General features: G+C 46.1%; 16 protein-coding genes. 5 read left to right on the top strand and 11 right to left on the bottom strand.

Features of this window, described 5'->3' with window-relative positions:
* Position 1: 1 nt before the first annotated feature.
* Positions 2-1,738, bottom strand: coding sequence for an ABC transporter ATP-binding protein (locus ACRRQV_RS16245; RefSeq protein ID WP_432532785.1), 1,737 nt, complete (start codon positions 1,736-1,738; stop codon positions 2-4).
* A 751-nt stretch (positions 1,739-2,489) separates the two neighbouring features.
* On the opposite strand from ACRRQV_RS16245, the gene ACRRQV_RS16250 reads away from it, so the two are divergent.
* Both ACRRQV_RS16250 and ACRRQV_RS16255 read left to right on the top strand, forming a co-directional pair.
* The gene (locus ACRRQV_RS16250) at positions 2,490-3,008 is read left to right on the top strand and encodes a universal stress protein (RefSeq protein WP_432532883.1); all 519 of its coding nucleotides are present in this window, start codon (positions 2,490-2,492) and stop codon (positions 3,006-3,008) included.
* A 169-nt stretch (positions 3,009-3,177) separates the two neighbouring features.
* Positions 3,178-3,630 (top strand): phosphatase, encoded by a 453-nt coding sequence (locus tag ACRRQV_RS16255; protein WP_432532787.1) that lies wholly within the window; start codon positions 3,178-3,180, stop codon positions 3,628-3,630.
* A gap of 17 nt (positions 3,631-3,647) precedes the next feature.
* On the opposite strand, the gene kynB is transcribed toward ACRRQV_RS16255, so the two are convergent.
* From kynB to chrA, 3 genes are read right to left on the bottom strand one after another with little or no spacing between them, the layout of a single operon-like run.
* Positions 3,648-4,274, bottom strand: coding sequence for an arylformamidase (gene kynB, locus ACRRQV_RS16260; protein ID WP_432532789.1), 627 nt, complete (start codon positions 4,272-4,274; stop codon positions 3,648-3,650).
* Entirely contained in the window at positions 4,275-5,528 is a 1,254-nt protein-coding gene (gene kynU, locus ACRRQV_RS16265) for a kynureninase (RefSeq protein ID WP_432532791.1), read from the bottom strand.
* Between the two features lie 15 nt (positions 5,529-5,543).
* The gene (gene chrA, locus ACRRQV_RS16270) at positions 5,544-6,716 is read right to left on the bottom strand and encodes a chromate efflux transporter (RefSeq protein WP_432532793.1); all 1,173 of its coding nucleotides are present in this window, start codon (positions 6,714-6,716) and stop codon (positions 5,544-5,546) included.
* Between the two features lie 256 nt (positions 6,717-6,972).
* Here chrA and ACRRQV_RS16275 point away from each other — a divergent pair, with 256 nt between their 5' ends.
* From ACRRQV_RS16275 to ACRRQV_RS16285, 3 genes are all read left to right on the top strand, one after another.
* The gene (locus ACRRQV_RS16275; protein WP_432532795.1) at positions 6,973-8,292 is read left to right on the top strand and encodes a hemolysin family protein; all 1,320 of its coding nucleotides are present in this window, start codon (positions 6,973-6,975) and stop codon (positions 8,290-8,292) included.
* A gap of 63 nt (positions 8,293-8,355) precedes the next feature.
* Positions 8,356-9,258, top strand: a complete 903-nt coding sequence (locus ACRRQV_RS16280) for a cation diffusion facilitator family transporter (protein ID WP_432532797.1) — start codon at positions 8,356-8,358, stop codon at positions 9,256-9,258.
* Between the two features lie 305 nt (positions 9,259-9,563).
* Positions 9,564-9,887: a DUF5658 family protein gene (locus tag ACRRQV_RS16285; RefSeq protein ID WP_432532799.1), complete on the top strand. Its 324-nt coding sequence runs from the start codon at positions 9,564-9,566 to the stop codon at positions 9,885-9,887.
* A 102-nt stretch (positions 9,888-9,989) separates the two neighbouring features.
* On the opposite strand, the gene ACRRQV_RS16290 is transcribed toward ACRRQV_RS16285, so the two are convergent.
* The 7 genes from ACRRQV_RS16290 to ACRRQV_RS16320 form a co-directional block, all read right to left on the bottom strand.
* Positions 9,990-10,388 carry a YndM family protein gene (locus ACRRQV_RS16290; RefSeq protein ID WP_432532801.1) on the bottom strand — a complete coding sequence of 133 codons (399 nt, stop codon included), beginning with the start codon at positions 10,386-10,388 and terminating at the stop codon, positions 9,990-9,992.
* Positions 10,389-10,459: 71 nt separating this feature from the next.
* Positions 10,460-11,767 (bottom strand): DUF2254 domain-containing protein, encoded by a 1,308-nt coding sequence (locus ACRRQV_RS16295; protein ID WP_432532803.1) that lies wholly within the window; start codon positions 11,765-11,767, stop codon positions 10,460-10,462.
* A 92-nt stretch (positions 11,768-11,859) separates the two neighbouring features.
* Positions 11,860-13,056, bottom strand: a complete 1,197-nt coding sequence (locus ACRRQV_RS16300; protein WP_432532805.1) for a cytochrome P450 family protein — start codon at positions 13,054-13,056, stop codon at positions 11,860-11,862.
* 95 nt (positions 13,057-13,151) lie between these two features.
* Complete coding sequence (locus tag ACRRQV_RS16305; protein WP_432532807.1) at positions 13,152-13,877, bottom strand: 2-phosphosulfolactate phosphatase; 726 nt, start codon at positions 13,875-13,877, stop codon at positions 13,152-13,154.
* Between the two features lie 4 nt (positions 13,878-13,881).
* Positions 13,882-14,946 carry a phosphotransferase family protein gene (locus tag ACRRQV_RS16310; RefSeq protein ID WP_432532885.1) on the bottom strand — a complete coding sequence of 355 codons (1,065 nt, stop codon included), beginning with the start codon at positions 14,944-14,946 and terminating at the stop codon, positions 13,882-13,884.
* A gap of 72 nt (positions 14,947-15,018) precedes the next feature.
* Positions 15,019-16,638, bottom strand: a complete 1,620-nt coding sequence (locus ACRRQV_RS16315) for a long-chain-fatty-acid--CoA ligase (protein ID WP_432532809.1) — start codon at positions 16,636-16,638, stop codon at positions 15,019-15,021.
* A gap of 15 nt (positions 16,639-16,653) precedes the next feature.
* Positions 16,654-17,862 (bottom strand): acyl-CoA dehydrogenase, encoded by a 1,209-nt coding sequence (locus ACRRQV_RS16320; protein WP_432532811.1) that lies wholly within the window; start codon positions 17,860-17,862, stop codon positions 16,654-16,656.
* Positions 17,863-17,900: the final 38 nt, after the last annotated feature.

Genomic DNA, 17,900 nt, shown 5'->3' on the forward strand with positions numbered 1-17,900 from the left:
GTTACACCTCCTCGATTTGCTGTCGGAGGAATTGTTCATGATACCAACCGTTTGCCTTCAACAAATCGCCATGTGTTCCTTCTTCAACGACTTTCCCATCGTCAAGCACCACTATCCAATCTGCATGCTGAACCGCAGATAACCGGTGCGTCGTAATGATCGTCGTTTTTCCGGAACGTTCTTTTTGGATGTTCTCAATAATTTTCGCTTCGGTTTTGGCATCCACTGCAGACAGCGAATCATCCAAAATGAGAATCTCTGGATTTTTGATGAGCGCTCTCGCAATGGAAATGCGTTGCTTCTGTCCACCGGATAACGCCACTCCTTTTTCCCCGACAAGCGTCTCGAGCCCTTCCGGCAGCATCGTCAAATCTTTTTCAAAATAAGACAAGCGCAATGCATGTTGGATTTCGTCTTCCGTCGCATCGCTTTTTCCGAATAAAATATTCGCGCGGATGGACCTGGAAAACAGCACATGGTCTTGCGGCACATAACCAATCCAGCTGCGCAGCTGCTCTTTAGTTAAATCATTCAAATCAATTTCATTCATTTGAATGGACCCTTGTCCGAGTGGATACTCCCGCAATAATTGCTTAACAAACGTCGTTTTTCCGCTGCCGGTTTTTCCGACAATGCCAAGCGTTTGCCCGCTGTTCATCGACAAGTTGATGCCTTGCAGATTGATCGAGCTGGACTGCGGATACGTAAAGCTCACATCTCGGAAGCCGATTTTTTCCGGATTGTCCGTATGCAGTGGATGGACGGGGTCGACCACGTCTTCCGCGTAATCAAGCGTTTCATTGACCCGGTCGAGCGACGCGTTGCCCCGCTGCAAGGTATTGATCAGTTCACCGATCGCAAACATCGGCCACACAATCATCCCGAGATAAACATTGAATGCGACAAGGTCACCAAGCGTCATCGTTCCTTCTGCTACTAAAAACGCCCCGTAGCCAAGGCCGATCATGTAACTGATCGAGGTCAAGATTTTTGTCACCGGATTAAACAAAGCGTCAATGCGTTCAACCGCCATGTTTTTCTCGTAAACATCGTCGGTCATTTCAGCAAATTGCTGTTCCGATGCACGCTCTTGGACATAGGCACGGATGACGCGGACGCCGCCGACCGACTCCAAGACGCTGTCATTCATTTCACCGAATGCGTCTTGCGCTGCCGTATAGCGTTCGTGAATTTTCTTGCCAAGTATTTGCACGATTATTGCCAGGACCGGCAGCGGGATCAGCGCCCAAAACGTCAATTCCCACGAAACCAGTACGCCCATGGCGACTATTATCGTGGCCATATACAAAGTCGAATCGACCAAGGTCAAGATGCCGAATCCTGCTGTTTCTGAAATGGCCCGCAAATCGTTCGTTGCACGTGCCATCAAATCGCCTGTCCGATTTTTTTCGTAGAACGTCGGGGTCATTTTCAAAAGGTGGCCCATTAAGCTTGAACGAAGCTGCCGCTCAATCACATACGCCCCACCGAACAATTGATATTGCCAAACGAAATTGATGAAATAGGCCAAAACCATTGAGCCGGCTAAAACTGCTACATATTGCCACAACAGCGTTTGCGTCAATTCGCCTTGGGCAATCGAATCGATTGCCAGCCCAATCAGCCAAGGCGGCATGATTTCCAGGATATTTGCGATAAATAATAATGCGACAGCCACGGTATACCGCAGCCAATTTTCTTTAAAAAACCATCTTAATTTCCATAAAACATCAAACATATATTACGCCTTCTTTCTTTTTCAGTTCGGCTAGTCGCCTTCTAACGATTCCTTGATCATCAATTTCTGCTGTCGAAGTGTGTTCATCTTCAACCTCTCCTTTTGTTTTTATGATGGATTCCGCAATATGCGGGAGATAAGCAACATGCCACCGGAGCGCTCCGCTGTATGAAGTATCCCTATCTATTTGGACAGCTTTGCGCTGATCAAACCAAGAAGTGCCTGTTTCACTTTGCCCCAAAGAGCTCGGGACTGGAGACTGGACACAAAAAAACGCATACCCGTTTCTGGGCATGCGCTCACAAAAAAGGATGGGTGCTCAGACCCCTCCTAATGATTGACGTTAAAAAATAAAACCAATAGAAAAAACAAGAGGGCCTGGCGGTGCTATCAAGTTGTGTGTTGAGATGATTGCTGCTTTTTTCATCGCCTTGCCCCCCATTTCCGTTAAATTTGATAGGTTAAGAGTACCACCCTCAATTTTGAATTGTCAACATTTTTAGAACAAATATTATATTCTAATTATACAAATCCAATAAACGCTTTTCTTATGTTCAATTTTTCTTAAGCTCTTGCCCGTAGAACATGGAGTATCAGAAGCAATTGCTCAAATTTTGCAGTCTTTCTCAACAGCTATTGCGCATACAACTTTAGAGCTATTCCAAAAGCCTATGTTAAATCGTTTCCCGCAGGTTTCGAGATATTAGATAAGGGTATTTTAAGAATAGAAAAAGGATATGAGGTGGATGAAATGTATAAAAACATCCTAGTAGCCTATGATGGGTCCGATGGCAGCCGTTTAGCATTTGAAAAAGCACTCGAGTTCAAAAAGATCATTCCAAATGTAGAACTGTCCGTAATTTATGTGAATGAAGAAGCAAATGAAAGCATTGGATTTATGGAAGCCGGCAACGCTTCTGCGCCGCTTGTTTCTGCAAAGGTGGACGGCAATTATGCTCAATTTATGCCACCGGATCTTGGCGATTCAACGTACCGAGCTCCCCATGATTTTGAAGATACATCAACTGAGTATTCCAAGCAAATGCACAATTCCATTCAACAGCAACTGGATTCAAAACAAGTGAACGGAACGGTATTGGCTTTAGAAGGCAATGCCAGCAAAACAATCCCAGCTTTTATTGAAGAGCAAAAAATCGATTTGCTCATTATTGGCAATAGCGGAAAATCTGGATTGCAGCGATTTTTCGTCGGCTCTGTCAGCAAGAAATTATTAAAAGAATCACCCTGTTCGGTATTGGTCGTTAAATAAGGAAAGTCTGGCCAAAAGTAAGCAAACAGGCTTTTGGTCCAGACTTAATTTTTTGAATTTTTTGCATAAACTGCTACAAAAATATCATAAATTTATTAGTTTAAAGGCTTTTAAGGTGGGTAAAGATTACTAACAGGAAAATTCGAAACGAGGAAGAAGGGGATCAGCCATGTCGAAACATACTGTCTATTTTTTATCTCCCCAACAACATCGTGGGCTCATGGCTGAAATTTGGGCAAATCGCCTGAAACTAACAGACTGGGACATTCGAAGTGCAGCATGGGATCAACCTTTAATCAACGAAACGCCTTTTGAAATCATGAAGGAGATTATACTTGATTTGCCGGATGTTCAACCACGATTTTATAATTCGCAAGAAGTCGGTGAAGCAGATTTAATCGTTGCTTTACACGACAGTGAATATGAACGAGGAGATATTCCAACCGACTTGCCAGCGCAGAAAGTCGTGCATTGGGACATCAGAAATCCAGAATTGCGTTCGGCGGATAGTGCAGAGCAATGGGCACTTTATCAAGAAATATGCGATGAAATCGCTGTAAATATTAAAAATCTTGAACCGTTTTTCCGTTCTGACTACACACAAAATCCTGCCCCTCATTGAGGCAGGATTTTTGTGTTTTATTCGGTATAAAGAATCGCGCGCACCAGGCTTCCATCAGCGCCTTTAATCTTCAGCGGCAAGGCCGCTAACTGATAGATGCCTTCCGGCACGTCGTCCAACACAATTCCTTCTAAAATAAATCGCTGCTCCCGATTCATCGCTTGATGGGTTTCAAGCTTTTTGCTAGTTTCGGGGTCCACCGACGGAACATCGACTCCGAGCAAACGGATGTTGTGTTCTTTTAGCCACGCCGCAATCGATGGATCGAAAATTGGCCAAGTTTCCGGAAACTTGGTTCTGTCTTTCCAAGCCCCCGTTTTCAACAATACAGTCGTTACTCCTGAGTCAGGCGTTTTCAAATCTTTTGGCTCTACATGATCCAAATGGGAAACGCTCATCACTTGGGCAGTAGACAAATAAACGTCCAGCGGCAATTTCTCGATTGTTAACCCATCGTTATCGTAATGGAACGGCGCATCAACATGGGTTCCCATATGTGTGCTTGTTTTCACTTCGCCAACGTTGACCGAACCACTTTCTTCTTTTGTCACAGCCACCCGATAGTTAAATGGCTGGTCGCCTGGCCATTGAGGAGTTTGGCCGCTCAATTCCATAGAGATATCAAAAATTCGTTTGTTCGCCATTTACGCCACCACGTTTCGGTTATTGGTAAAATTCTTATACAATTCTTCTTGCATGATCTTTTTTAAGCGCCCCACCATTTCTTCCACATCGCTGAAAGAGGTATAAAACGCAATTGGCGCAAGGCGAATAATGTTTGGCGCCCGGAAATCTGGAATGACGCCCGCTTCTTTCAACGCTTTGCAAATGCGGGCCGCTTCTGGATGCGCAAGTGCGATATGCCCTCCCCTGTTCGCATCGTCACGCGGCGTCACGTCAACGAGCTCCGGGATTTCTCGAGCGACAAGCCCACGCAGCAAATTCGTCAGCTGGAGCGATTTTTCGCGGACATTCTTAATGCCAGCTTCTTCAAATAGTTCAACACTGCCCAGCAGCGGCGCCATGCTGAAAATGTTCGGCGTACCGATTTGATAGGCTCCTGCCCCTTCGGCTTTTGAAAAGTGATGGTCCATATCAAATTGCTTCGCTTTGTCGGAGCCAAACCATCCGGCATTTCCTGGCATCAAATGATGATGGCGCTCATGGATAAACAAGCCCCCTGTTCCCCCAGGGCCAGAATTCATGTATTTGTAATGGCACCAAACTGCAAAATCCACTCCTGCATCACTCAGTTCATGCGGCAAAGCCCCAATCGAATGGGCAAGGTCAAATCCAACTAGGATTCCTTTTGAGTGCGCAGCTTCTGTAATTTCTCGGATGGGCAACAATTGGCCGCTGCGGTACAACACCGATGGCAATAAAACAAGCGCCACTTCTTCCGTCATTTCCGAAACGACATCTTCTAATTTCAACGTATAGCCATCCCGGCTTTTTACTTTCTTTAGAGCAACAGACGGGTCTAATCCACGAAGACTCAGATGGCTTTCAACGGCATAAATATCGGAAGGGAAATTTAGTTCATCCACTAAAATGGCGTAGCGCTGTTTTGTTGGCTGAAAAACCGTAGCAAGCATTTGATGAATATTTGATGTAATTGACCCTGTGACCATCACTTCATGCGGCTTAGCTCCGACTAATGGTGCCATTCGGGCGCTCAAATCTTCCGCCAATGTAAACCACGGGTGGCCGCCTTCTGTCCAGCCATCGATGCCGTGGCTTTTCCAGCTCCCCATCAGCTCCATTAATGTTTTTTCAGCTCGAGTGGACATCAATCCGAGCGAGTTGCCGTCCATGTAAATCTGGCCATTCGGTTGATAAAATTCGGTTTTAAATTTTGCCATAACGTCCCTTTGATCCCATTCATGTGCATTCGACATGTTATTTCCCCCTAATTATGCGATTCCATAAGCTGCCGCGCCAAGAACTGCTGTTGCGAGAACAACTTTCCACGGCGCCAGTTTAAAATAGACTAACATTGAAAAGGCTGCAATCGCAATTGCAAAGTCAGCCGTCCCATGAATGCTGGATACAAAAACCGGGTCGTATAGCGCTGCAAGCAGAATGCCCACTACACCTGCATTGATCCCTTTTAACGCGGCTTGCAGCCCTTTTTGTGTCCGGATAGCCGCCCAAAAAGGAAGCGTGCCAAGAACCAGCAGAAATGACGGCAAAAACATGGCAAACACAGCGATCAATGCACCCGTCCCGCTTGCCATCAGCTGACCTAAATAAGCAGACAGTGTAAACAATGGGCCTGGAACAGCTTGCGCCGCCCCGTAACCTGAAAGAAATATGTCCGCTGATAGAAAACCTGGAACCACTTCCCTTTCCAGCATCGGCAAGACGACATGCCCTCCGCCAAACACAATCGATCCAACCCGGTAGAAAATATCAAATATGGCGAAATTTACAGAATGCACCATCGGACGCAGCAGCGGCAGTCCGATTAACAGCACGGCAAACAACATCCAGGCAGCGATGCCGGTCTTCTTGCCGAAACCGAGCGCAATCTTTGCGGCTTCTGGCGCCTCTTCTTTCCGATAAAGCAAATAGCCGGCTGCACCGGCCAATAAAATCACAGCAAGTTGGACAAATACTTCCGGCCATAGCAAAACGGCCGCCGCTGCGCCTACGGCAATGGCAATCCTCGGTTTGTCCGGAGCCAGGGATTTTCCCATCCCCATCAGCGCGTTGGCCACGATGGCCACTGCCACGATTTTTAATCCACTTAGCCAGCCGCTGTCAAAAGTGCCTGAAGCTATGAACATTGCAAAAAGAATAAGCAAAACAACCGATGGCATTGTAAAGCCCAACCACGATAAGACTCCGCCAACTATACCGCCGCGCAGCATGCCGATGGAAATGCCGACTTGCGAACTGGCAGGCCCAGGAAGAAACTGACACAGCGCCACCAAATCAGCATAGGTACGGTCATCGAGCCATTTCCGTTTGTTGACATATTCTTCTCTAAAATAACCGAGGTGGGCGGTTGGCCCGCCAAAAGAAGTAAGGCCCAATTTTGTCGAAGCTTTTAAAATTTCTAGGTATGTATTTTTTGACATCATACTCTCCTTCTACTTCTTTTCTTATTAGGGTACCGCATAAAAAGGGGCTGCTATATTACAAGTTTCTAAAGAATATTTTTCAGAATAGTTTGTCTTTTACCGAATATTATTTTATGATTATCTTAACTGAACTGCCTCTCTTCATTCGTGGAACTGTTACGAGGAAGTGACTTGTACTCTTAATTAAGATTTCCCACCCCCAGGAGGTGAAAACTTTGTTTCACTTTCGAATCTGAAACTGAAGCAAAGGAATTATTTGGACCTTGCGATATCTTTGATTGTCTTTGCAGCGCTTATCGCCACCACCGCTTTTTTTTCAGCCAGTGAATTTGCCATAGTAAAAGTCCGCCCTTCTCGGATAGACGAACTTGCCGAAGACGGCCATAAAAATGCTGCCGCCGCAAAAAGAGTCGTTTCAAATGTTGACGACTATTTGTTTGCCTGCCAAATAGGCATCGCCCTTTCGGTTTTGGGGCTGGGCTGGCTTGGGCATGCCGCCATTGAAAGTTTGATTTATCCGCTAGCCCAGAATTTGGCTGTTTCAGAAAATGCCGCATCGCTGCTATCGTTTCTCTTCACCTTTTCCGCTTTGGCGCTTATCCTGGCTATACTCGGAGAAGTGGCGCCCAAAATTATTGCTGTCCAAAAATCAGAAGCAATCACATTGGCAAATGCCAACCTGCTTGTTTGGTCTTATCACTTTTTTGCCGTTTTTATTTGGCTGCTTACCGCTTTTGCCGAGTTGGTTTCCAATTGGTTTGGCAGCAAACCCGTATCGCAAGCAGAAGTTGGCCATACAGAAGAAGAGCTGAAAACGATCATGGCGGATAGTTTTAAAACCGGCAAAATCAATTCGTTTAAATACGCCTACGTCAATAAAATCTTTGAGTTTGATACGCGGTTAGCAAAAGAAATCATGGTTCCGCGGACTGAAATGATTACGCTTGATAAAAGCTTGACGCTCCAGGAAGTGGTCGCGCTGCCGGACATTGAACAATACACCCGCTATCCGGTCATTGATGGAGACAAAGACCATATTGTTGGTGTTGTAAATATGAAGCATCTATTGAGTGCTTATGTAAAAAATGCAGCGAACCGGACCCGTTCCATCGCTTTGTATATTCAACCGGTTATTCAAGTGATTGATGCGATCCCTGTTAATGATTTGCTGTTGAAAATTCAGCGGGAACGGATCCACATGGCCATTCTTCGGGACGAGTACGGCGGCACTTGCGGATTGGTGACCATTGAAGATATTATTGAAGAAATTGTCGGGGAAATCCAGGATGAATTTGATTATGATGAAATTCCGGAAGTCCAAAAAATTGGAGAAGCCAATTATGTCATTGATGCAAAAATGAGAATAGCCAGCGTCAATCATTTATTGAATATTGACATCGAGGAAGAAGACATTGATACTATTGGAGGATGGTTTATGTCCAAAAGTTTCGATACGCTTAAAGAAGCAAGCGTCTTTGAACAAGGCTATGAATTTTCGATCAAAGACATTCAAGGGCATCATATCTTATATTTAGCAGTACATAAAATACAAAACAGCACACATATAGTCATATAGCGAAACGGCTCTCACTCGAGGGTCGTTTCCCTTTGTCTGCATAAGTTGGAGGCGGGAAACACCATGGAAGTATACGCAAATTTGCGAAAAGGAGAAAAAGGTGCATGGCTCAGCATCGGGGCCTATATTTTCTTAAGCGCCATCAAACTTTCTTTCGGCTTTACTGGTTCTTCTGAGGCACTGATTGCCGATGGATTGAACAATTTATCTGATATCATTGCATCTGTCGCCGTTTTGGTGGGCTTGCGCATTTCTCAAAAGCCGCCCGATGAAAATCACCATTACGGCCATTTGCGGGCAGAAACAATTGCATCGCTTTTAGCTTCTTTTATTATGGCGGTCATCGGAATTCAAGTGCTGATCAACGCCATCCGCAGTTTTTTTGGGCCGGCCGAAGCTTCCCCTTCGCCATTTACCGCTGGGGTTGCTTTCTTTTCAGCCCTTGTCATGTATGGCGTTTACCGATTTAATATGAATCTCAGCAAAAAAATCAAAAGTTCCTCCGTCAAAGCGGCGGCTTATGACAACCGTTCCGATGCTCTTGTCAGCATAGGAGCTGGAATCGGCATCATCGGCGCTATTTTGGGTGCACCGATCATCGATGTTCTGACTGCTTTTATCGTGGGATTGATCATCATCAAAACAGCGTGGGACATTTTCAAGGAATCTGTATTAACGCTGACCGATGCATTTAACGAAGAAGAAGTTGAGACGATGTCGGTCATTGTTCGAAAAGTTCCCGGTGTACAGGCTTTGAGTGATTTTAAAGGGCGCAACCATGGCAATGTCATGTTCGTCGATTTGACCATTTCCGTAGACCCTTACTTGAACGTCATGGAAAGCCATTGGATAACCGAAGAAATCGAACGCAAAATCCACAAAGTAAAACCGAACTGTGTAATCCTCATACATATTGAACCGGGCTTTTCAGTTTCGTTTGATGGTGAAGAAGAAAACTTACTTTAGTATAGACGAGGCGAAAGTAACAAGTTTTGGCAAACAAGTCCACTCAATTGGTGCCTTAAGAAAGTGAAAAAAACAGAGAAGCCTGGATCGCTTAAGTGCGATACAGGCTTCTCTGTTTTTCATACTTTTTCAGTTAAAAGAAAAATTCAGCATCGTTCATAATTTTTCTGTGTAAAGGAAACAAAAATTGGGTATTTCTATACTATTATATATCTGAAAATTCAAATAACATATATTCCATAATCCTTTTGTCCCTTTCCAAGAAAGGTTTTATTTTACGTATCTTGTAAAGCGAGGTGGAACAGATGATTGCTGTTGAACAAAAGGCTCCTTTAAAAAATCCTGTTTGGGCGTTGATCATTCTAAATGTCTTGGATGGGGCAATTACGTTTTTCGGACTGACATTTGGATTTATTGCCGAAAAAAACCCTTTATTAAGTTCCTTATCTCCTGCCTTTATTTTAGGGCTCAAACTTCTTCTCTCTTTATGTCTTTTCGGTTTGCTGCATACGCCATTCGTTTTGATTCAATCCCGCAATTGGCGGATCTTCCTCATCTCTACAAATGCCCTATACTCCATGATTCTGCTTCTGCATTTCTATTGGCTCGCTCTTCTTGTTGCTTCTTGATTGTTAGGCTTTTATTAATCGCAGGACTGGTTCTCCAAGTTCATTTTGCCCTTACAAGGCAAACAAAAAAGCATCGCGATTTCTTCGCGATGCTTTCTTTAGCTACCGGGCTGCAGTTGTTGTGTGGTCGTGCGGGAAGACGCTGCGGTCGAGGTATTTGTGGAAGAACCATTCTCCAGCGCCAATGACGATTGAAGAAATGATGGCTGGTGTAATGATGTCCACATTATTTCCGACTAGTGCATCGCCCATCAACCAAATGACTAAGAATGCCACTACAATATCAGATATTGTAGCAATCATATTGCGTTTGTTTTGGTCACTGGCATCCCCAGCTTTTCGGAAAATCATCAAATCTCCCATGACATAAGCGACTACCGTTAACACTAAACTAATCCATAAAGTGTCCGCAAACGGTACATCGAAGAACAAAGTCAACACGATTAAAAGGACGGCTGCAATCATAACAAATTTCATAATAAGTGCTTTAACATGATTCATCGACTATTCCTCCTTTTTCTTATTAGTATTTAAATACCCATGTATATTTTTTAATAATCATTGATTCTGATTTATTTTTCAGTTTCTTTCATTTTTTTTAGGTCAACTGGATTTTTTTGAACAATTGCTGCCAGTTCATTAATTTTTGCTTGGAGCAATTTCCAATCCAGTGATTTTAAAGCAGCTTCATTTAACCCTTCAATAATGTGAAGCTGGGTTTTCCAGATGGTGTCGTGCCGCATGTCCGGCGCAGTTGCCGCGGCGATGATCAAGGAATCGGTCATTGCGGAAAGAACGGATATGTCGCTTCTTCCTTGATAGGAAATTTGGTAAAATGCGCGGTATACGATGTCGCTGTATGAAGAAAAACGATACAGCACACGATTTTTCCCTGCGTCATCCGTCAACACCAGTCCATCTGTCTTTAACTGTCCCATTTTACCAAGCAAAGGACCCAGGCGGACCAATATGTCGTTGGCGGTATTTGGGTCTTGCCTTCCCGGTGAAATTGCCCGGATGGCGACTTCAATGATTTTTTGTATCGCGTAGCCTAGATCTTGTTCGGCGACCCGCTCATCTCCAACGGTGAAAAAGTTATCTACTGGCGAATGTTCATCTTTATCGGTGTAAACATGCATCAGCGGCTTGCCTTCGTAAATATAGTCGCCGATTTTAGGAAGAACTTCGATTTCACTGCCCTGTTTTTCTGCAAATTCCACTAGTCGGACAAGGTCCAGAAATTGAAGATATCCAGCACTTTCCGCTGTAATGATATGCCGCTTTTTAGCCGGCTCCCACTTGTCCAACGTCACATAATTTTTGTCGTGCAGCTCGGTATATTGGGCAATCACGCCTTCCGCATCCTTGATTAATTTATTGATGAGCGTACTGACCTGGACATTGGATGCCACAAAATGAATATAGTAGGCAAACGTCGCAATGCAGAAAAACACAAGAAAAATGCCGATGGAGGTCGTTAAAATCTCATGGTCGAACAAATCTTCGCGTATATAAAGGAGCGACAGCATATTGTAAATAAACCCCGCGACAAAGATGCCGAGTACGTGTTTCGTAGTCTTGCTGCGAATAAAGTTTTCGGGTGCACGAGGTGAGAATTGAGAGGTATACATCGTTAAAACCACCAACACCGTTGAAAATGTGAACGTCGTCATTGTTAGCATTGCAGCCGTCAAAATCCCCAAAATGGTTTGACCTACCTTGACATCCGTCAAAAAAATTGTTGGAATGTAACCTCTTATTCGTTCTACCAGGTACAAATCCAAATAAAAAGAAGCCAACGATAAAATAATGGCACCAATACCGTACAATGCGGGAGTTATCCAGACTTTTTCTTTTAACGTATAGGAAACGGGTTTCACAAATTACCCCTGCTTTCTATTTTAAGATTAGCCTACCTTTCCCGCTATCCGCGATTCACAAACGCAAAAAAGCCGGGTGCGTTCCCCGGCTTTTAGTATACAGATAACGGAATTTCCTTCACGCCTCGAACAATCATCCCAGAACGCCATTCAAGCTCGCTTTCATCCACACTGAGAACCATTTCGGGGAATCGTTCCAATATACTGTTCAAAGCAATTTCCCCTTCTAAGCGGGCAAGCGGTGCGCCAAGACAAAAATGGATGCCCATTCCAAAAGCCAAATGCGGACTTTTTTCCCGCTGAATATCAAAGATGGCCGGGTCGGTAAATTTTTCAGGGTCATGGTTGGAAGCATTTAGCGCCACTACGACCAAATCGCCTCTTCGTATCCGTTTGCCGCTCAAATCCAAATCTTCAGATGCCCACCGTGATGTGCTGAATTCCACCGGCCCATTAAAGCGCAGTGCTTCTTCTATCGCTTGTCCGACGAGTTCCGGCTGATCCCGCAACAATTGCTGCTGTTCCGGAAACGCAAGCAATGCCAGTACGCTATTGCCGATAAGATTGACAGTGGTCTCGTGGCCCGCAATGATGAGCAGCGAAACGACGCCGTATAATTCTTTTTCCGTCAGCCGATCGCCTTCATCTTCTGCGATGATCAACTGGCTGATCAAATCGTCGCCCGGCTGTTCGCGCACTTTCGCAAACCATTGCCCTAAGTATTGAATGAATTGGGTCATATGCTCGTATACGCTGACACCGATTTCGCCGCTTGTGCCTTCGATCAAGGAATTCGACCACAGCCTAAATTTGTTGCGGTCTTCTGAAGGAACCCCTAAAATTTCGCAAATGACAATAATGGGAAGCGGAAAAGCAAATTCGTCGATCAAATTAATTTCGTTTCGATCAGCAAGTGCGTCCAGCAGTTCATCCGTGATTTCCTGAATGCGGTTCCGCATGCCGGCAATCATTTTGGGCGTAAAGGCTTTTTGGGCCAAGCCCCGCAGCCGCTTATGGTCAGGCGGATCCGAAAAAAGCATATTCTGCGTAAAGACGCTCATTTGGTCCATACTGCCGCCAAACAACTTCGAATAGTCTTTGATAAAACGCGTATCTTTCAAAACCGTCGTGGCATCTTCATACCTGGTAACGAGCCAGCCAAGCTGGCCATCCGGAAACCGCACTTGGTGGATTGGGTCTTGCCCGCGAAGCTTATCATAGGCCGGATACGGATTTTGCGTAAATCCCCTTGAAAACAAAGCCGGTTCGTTTGAATTGGACATATTCATCGCTCCTCCTTTTTCTTTTCTATACCCGCCCCTCTTTATTTTCTTCTCGTTCCTTTCACCCAAATTGAAAAAAGTTCCAATAGGCGATGTGGCAGTCAATCGGCAACCAATTTCCCTTTTTCCAGCCATGGCACTGCCTGAATCTTTCTCGTTTGTGCAATAAATTCAATCTCTTCTTCAAACCCGTGCCGCAAAAGCATCGCGCCGACCCGCGATTCATTGAGTATGGCACGTGCCTGTGCCTTATTGGACTGGTAAAAAATGCGCGCTGCTTTTGCCGAATCGGTCAGTTCCCAGTGGCTGCTTTTCTCCATGACACAGTCGATAAAAAAACCGGCGCCGTAAAAATCTTCCATGCAAAACTCGCCGCCGGAACCTGAACAAACAGCGACGATGGTTTCGTCTCGGTGCTCTTCAACGATTTTCTTGGCAGCTGCTTCGCCGTTTAACAGCGAAGCGGTATAAACCTTCTTGGCATTGGCCGCTTTTCGGATTGCCACCGTGCCGTTCGTTGTCGACAGCACGACCGTTTTCCCGGCAGTATGCGCTTTCAAACCGACCGGATTCGGATCCAAAAAGCCTTCGATCGTTTTGCCGTTGTATTCACCTGCCAAGCAAAAACTCCCTGCAACGAGGCCTTTTGCTTGCTGCCGGGCTTCTGCTTCATTCAACACCGGAACGACGTCTTTGGCGCCATGCCAAAAACAAGCGGCAATCGTGGATGTCGCCAATAACACATCAAAAATGACCGCTGTTTTGTTCTCCTGCATTTTCATTTCATCGATTTCTTCTTTTTTCAATAAAAGATGGAGTTTCGGCACATCATCACTCCTTTTTCGCGGTCAACAGCGCATGCTGAATGAGGCTTTTGACAAATTCCCCGAAATGAGCAAACCGCAGGTCTTCCGTCTGACCTTTTATGTAACGATAGTAAATTTGCTGAATGATGACCGCCAGTTTGAAATAAGCAAACGTCATGTAAAAATGCATGTTCGATACATCGCGTCCGCTTTTTTCCCCGTAGCGTTCGATAAATTCCTTCCTCGTATAAAAACCGTCCATAACCGTTACCGGCTCTTTTCCCATCCCTTTTTTCAATAAAACCGGGTCGTCTTTTTGGATCCAGTAGCTCATCGCCGCCCCTAAATCGGCCAGCGGATCGCCGACTGTCGTCATTTCCCAATCAAACAAGCCGGTGATGCGCGAGAAGTCTTCTGAAAACATGGTATTGTTCAGCTTGAAGTCATAATGGATGACGGTCGGCGCTGGTGATTCCGGAATGTTCGCCGCCATCCATTCGGTTAATTCGCCGAGGCCCTCAATTTCTTCCGTTTTTGACCGTTCATAGCGCCCAATCCACCCGTGGACTTGGCGTTCCATAAAGCCATCCGGTTTTGCCATATTGGCAAGCGTCGTTTTTGTGTAGTCGAGCGCATGCAGCTCGACGAGAAGATCCACCATTTTCTCGGAAATTTCCCGTCCCAGTTCCGCTGTCGGCTCAACGCCTTCCGGGAAAGAAAAATCCAATACCACTCCGTGCCGCCGTTCCATAACAAAAAACGGGCTGCCGACAATGTCCTGGTCATCCGAAAAGACTAAAGGTTTTGGGGCTATCGGAAAAACAGGGTGCAGCGCTGAAAGAATCTGGTATTCCCGGTTCATGTCATGCGCTTTTGGCGCGACTGGGCCGAGCGGCGGACGCCTTAGCACAGCTTCCCAACCGCCTGCTTTCAAGGCATAGGTCAAATTAGAATGCCCCGTGCCAAACTGGCGGATTTCAAGTGGGGCAGCGGGAATTCCGGGTATATGCCGGCGAAGAAACGGTTCCAATTTTCCGATGTCCAATTCTTCGCCTTTTCTAACGTGAATCGTTTCATTCAACTCGTTCATCGTTTCAGCACCTCGCCTTTGCGTTTTTTCTAACAAAAAGGAACAGCGTGAGTCGGCTGCCCCTTTTCTTCTTTATGCGTTGCCTTGCGAATTTGTTTCTTCGCGGAGTGCTCGGCGCAGAATTTTACCGACATTGGTTTTTGGCAATTCTTCGCGGAATTCGATGACACGGGGCACTTTATAAGCTGCCATTTTCTCTCGCGCCCATTCGATGATGTCTTCTTCCGTCGCTTCCTGCCCCGCTTTTTTAACAATGATCGCTTTGACGCTTTCTCCCCGGTAAGCATCCGGCACCCCAATCGCTACAGCTTCTTGGACGGCAGGATGTTCGTAAAGCACTTCTTCAATATCCCGCGGGTAGACGTTATAACCGCTTGACAGGATCAAGTCTTTTTTCCGATCGACAATAAAGACATAGCCGTCTTCATCAATTTTGGCGATGTCGCCGGTAAAGAGCCAGCCGTCGCGAATCGCATTCGCTGTTTCTTCCGGCATATTCCAATAGCCTTTCATCACTTGCGGACCCCGTATAATCAACTCGCCCGCTTGACCCATTGGCACTTCTTCTTTCCCTGTCGCAATATCGACAATTTTGTATTCGGTGGAAGGAAAGCCGATGCCGATGCTCCCTGGTTTACGTTCAGCAAACGGTGGGTTGCAATGCGTGACAGGGGAAGCTTCCGACAAGCCGTAGCCTTCCAAAATTTTCGCTCCCGTTTTGCCTTCAAATTCTCTCATCGTTTCCATCGGCATCGGCGCGCTTCCGCTATTGCAGATGTGAATGCTATCAATGCCGTATTTTTCCGCTTCCGGGTGGTTGGTGATGGCGATATACATCGTCGGCACTCCAGGGAACGTCGTCGGCTGTTCCGTTTTAATGGTCTGCAAAACTTCCACCAAATCAAAGCGCGGCAGCAAGATGTTCCGCGTGCCGTTTAATATGGACAAATTCATGGAAGACGTCATCGCAAAAACGTGGAACAGCGGAATTACGGTCAAACAGCTTTCTTCGCCGAAAGTTGTTTCTTCTTTAAAAAATTCCTGCGATTGCAGCGCGTTGACGGCAATGTTGCGGTGTGTCAGCATCGCCCCTTTTGACTGCCCGGTTGTGCCTCCTGTATATTGCAAAACCGCTACGTCATCAGGTATGATGGCCACATCTTGAAGCTGGCCAGTCCCTTTTCCGACAAACGCCTCGAATGAAAGATCCTCTTCCAGCTTCAGCTTTTCCGGATCGAAACTGACGACAATGATATTTTTCAATGCTGTGTGTTTGGCAATTGATTTAATGCGTGGATACAATGGTTCGTAGACGACAATCGTTTCCGCACCGGAATCTTGGAGAAGGTGGATCAATTCGTTTTCCATCAGCATCGGATTGACTTGTGTGACAATCGCACCAGCTTTCAAGATTCCGTAATAGGAAATGATATACTGCGGGCAGTTCGGCAGCATAATCGCCGCCCGGTCGTTTTTCTTCACCCCCGATTGTTGAAGCGATGACGCAAAAACAGTCGCCAGCATGAACAATTCCTTATAAGTGATTTCTTTCTGGTAAAACTTGATGGCCACATGATCCGGAATTTTAGCGGCTGTCTCGGCAAGAAATTCCGGCATGGTTTTATTGGGGAAATCCATAACGGACGCAATTTGTTCGGGATAATGATGGAATGAAAGGTTTTTTGATGTCATTTAAACGCCTCCAATTTATTGGTATTTTTTCAGTTCGAGCTTGGCAATTTGGCTGCGGTGCACTTCATCGGGGCCATCTGCAAGGCGCAATGTCCTTGAATTGGCCCACTGGGCGGCGAGTGTGAAGTCATCGCTGACGCCGGCTGCCCCGAATGCTTGGATGGCGCGGTCAATGACGCGGAGCGCCATATTCGGAGCCGTCACTTTGATCATGGCAATTTCTGCTTTGGCTTCTTTATTGCCGGACGTGTCCATCATATACGCCGCTTTTAACGTGAGCAGGCGGGCTTGTTCAATTTCAATGCGTGAATCCGCAATCCATTCCCGCACCACGCCTTGATCGGCAAGCGGTTTGCCGAACGGGCTGCGCTCTTGCACGCGCCGGCACATTTCTTCCAACGCCCGTTCGGCCGCTCCGATTAAACGCATGCAATGATGGATGCGGCCGGGTCCTAGGCGCCCTTGTGCAATTGCAAAGCCTTTTCCTTCTCCCCAAATGATGTTCGAAGCAGGAACACGTACGTTATCAAACGTAATTTCAGCGTGCCCGTGCGGGGCGTGGTCATAGCCGAATACTGGCAGCATGCGCTCGATTTTCACGCCGGGCGTATCGAGCGGCACCAAAATCATCGACTGCTGTTCGTGCCTTGCAGCATTGGGATCGTTTTTGCCCATGACAATGGCAATTTCACAGCGCGGATCCCCCGCTCCTGATGACCACCATTTTCGGCCATTGACGATATAGTCATCGCCGTCCCGGACAATGGATGCCGCAATATTCGTCGCGTCGCTTGAAGCCACATCAGGTTCCGTCATGGAAAAACAAGAACGAATTTCTCCGCTTAACAGCGGCTTGAGCCATTGCTCTTTTTGTTCTTCTGTCCCGTAGCGGACGAGCACTTCCATGTTGCCGGTGTCCGGTGCATTGCAATTAAACACTTCCGGCCCGATCAGCGACCGCCCCATAATTTCACAAAGCGGGGCGTACTCCTGGTTGCTCAAGCCCGCACCAAATTCGCTGTCCGGCAAAAACAAATTCCAGAGCCCCGCATCTTTTGCTTTTTGCTTTATCTCTTCCATAATGGCCGGCACTTCTGACCAGCGGCTTTTTTGAGCATTCAATTGTTCCTCAAACAATTTTTCATTCGGGTAAACAAATTCTTCCATAAACGAGATAAGCTGCGCTTGAAGCTGCTGCGTTTTCGGCGAATAAGAAAAATCCATGGCCTACGTCCTCCTTTTAAATACTAACCAGTTGGTAT

It is taken from the genome of Planococcus sp. YIM B11945, assembly GCF_050864155.1.
Lineage (GTDB): Bacteria > Bacillota > Bacilli > Bacillales_A > Planococcaceae > Planococcus.

What these genes read in the sequence shown, in the direction of transcription:
- ACRRQV_RS16315 (WP_432532809.1), bottom strand. Translation starts at nt 16,638, where the DNA reads ATGACATCAAAAAACCTTTCATTCCATCATTATCCCGAACAAATTGCG.
- ACRRQV_RS16280 (WP_432532797.1), top strand. Translation starts at nt 8,356, where the DNA reads ATGGAAGTATACGCAAATTTGCGAAAAGGAGAAAAAGGTGCATGGCTC.
- ACRRQV_RS16310 (WP_432532885.1), bottom strand. Translation starts at nt 14,946, where the DNA reads ATGAACGAGTTGAATGAAACGATTCACGTTAGAAAAGGCGAAGAATTG.
- ACRRQV_RS16290 (WP_432532801.1), bottom strand. Translation starts at nt 10,388, where the DNA reads ATGAATCATGTTAAAGCACTTATTATGAAATTTGTTATGATTGCAGCC.
- ACRRQV_RS16255 (WP_432532787.1), top strand. Translation starts at nt 3,178, where the DNA reads ATGTCGAAACATACTGTCTATTTTTTATCTCCCCAACAACATCGTGGG.
- ACRRQV_RS16285 (WP_432532799.1), top strand. Translation starts at nt 9,564, where the DNA reads ATGATTGCTGTTGAACAAAAGGCTCCTTTAAAAAATCCTGTTTGGGCG.
- kynU (WP_432532791.1), bottom strand. Translation starts at nt 5,528, where the DNA reads ATGTCGAATGCACATGAATGGGATCAAAGGGACGTTATGGCAAAATTT.
- kynB (WP_432532789.1), bottom strand. Translation starts at nt 4,274, where the DNA reads ATGGCGAACAAACGAATTTTTGATATCTCTATGGAATTGAGCGGCCAA.
- ACRRQV_RS16245 (WP_432532785.1), bottom strand. Translation starts at nt 1,738, where the DNA reads ATGTTTGATGTTTTATGGAAATTAAGATGGTTTTTTAAAGAAAATTGG.
- ACRRQV_RS16250 (WP_432532883.1), top strand. Translation starts at nt 2,490, where the DNA reads ATGTATAAAAACATCCTAGTAGCCTATGATGGGTCCGATGGCAGCCGT.
- ACRRQV_RS16320 (WP_432532811.1), bottom strand. Translation starts at nt 17,862, where the DNA reads ATGGATTTTTCTTATTCGCCGAAAACGCAGCAGCTTCAAGCGCAGCTT.
- ACRRQV_RS16300 (WP_432532805.1), bottom strand. Translation starts at nt 13,056, where the DNA reads ATGAATATGTCCAATTCAAACGAACCGGCTTTGTTTTCAAGGGGATTT.
- chrA (WP_432532793.1), bottom strand. Translation starts at nt 6,716, where the DNA reads ATGATGTCAAAAAATACATACCTAGAAATTTTAAAAGCTTCGACAAAA.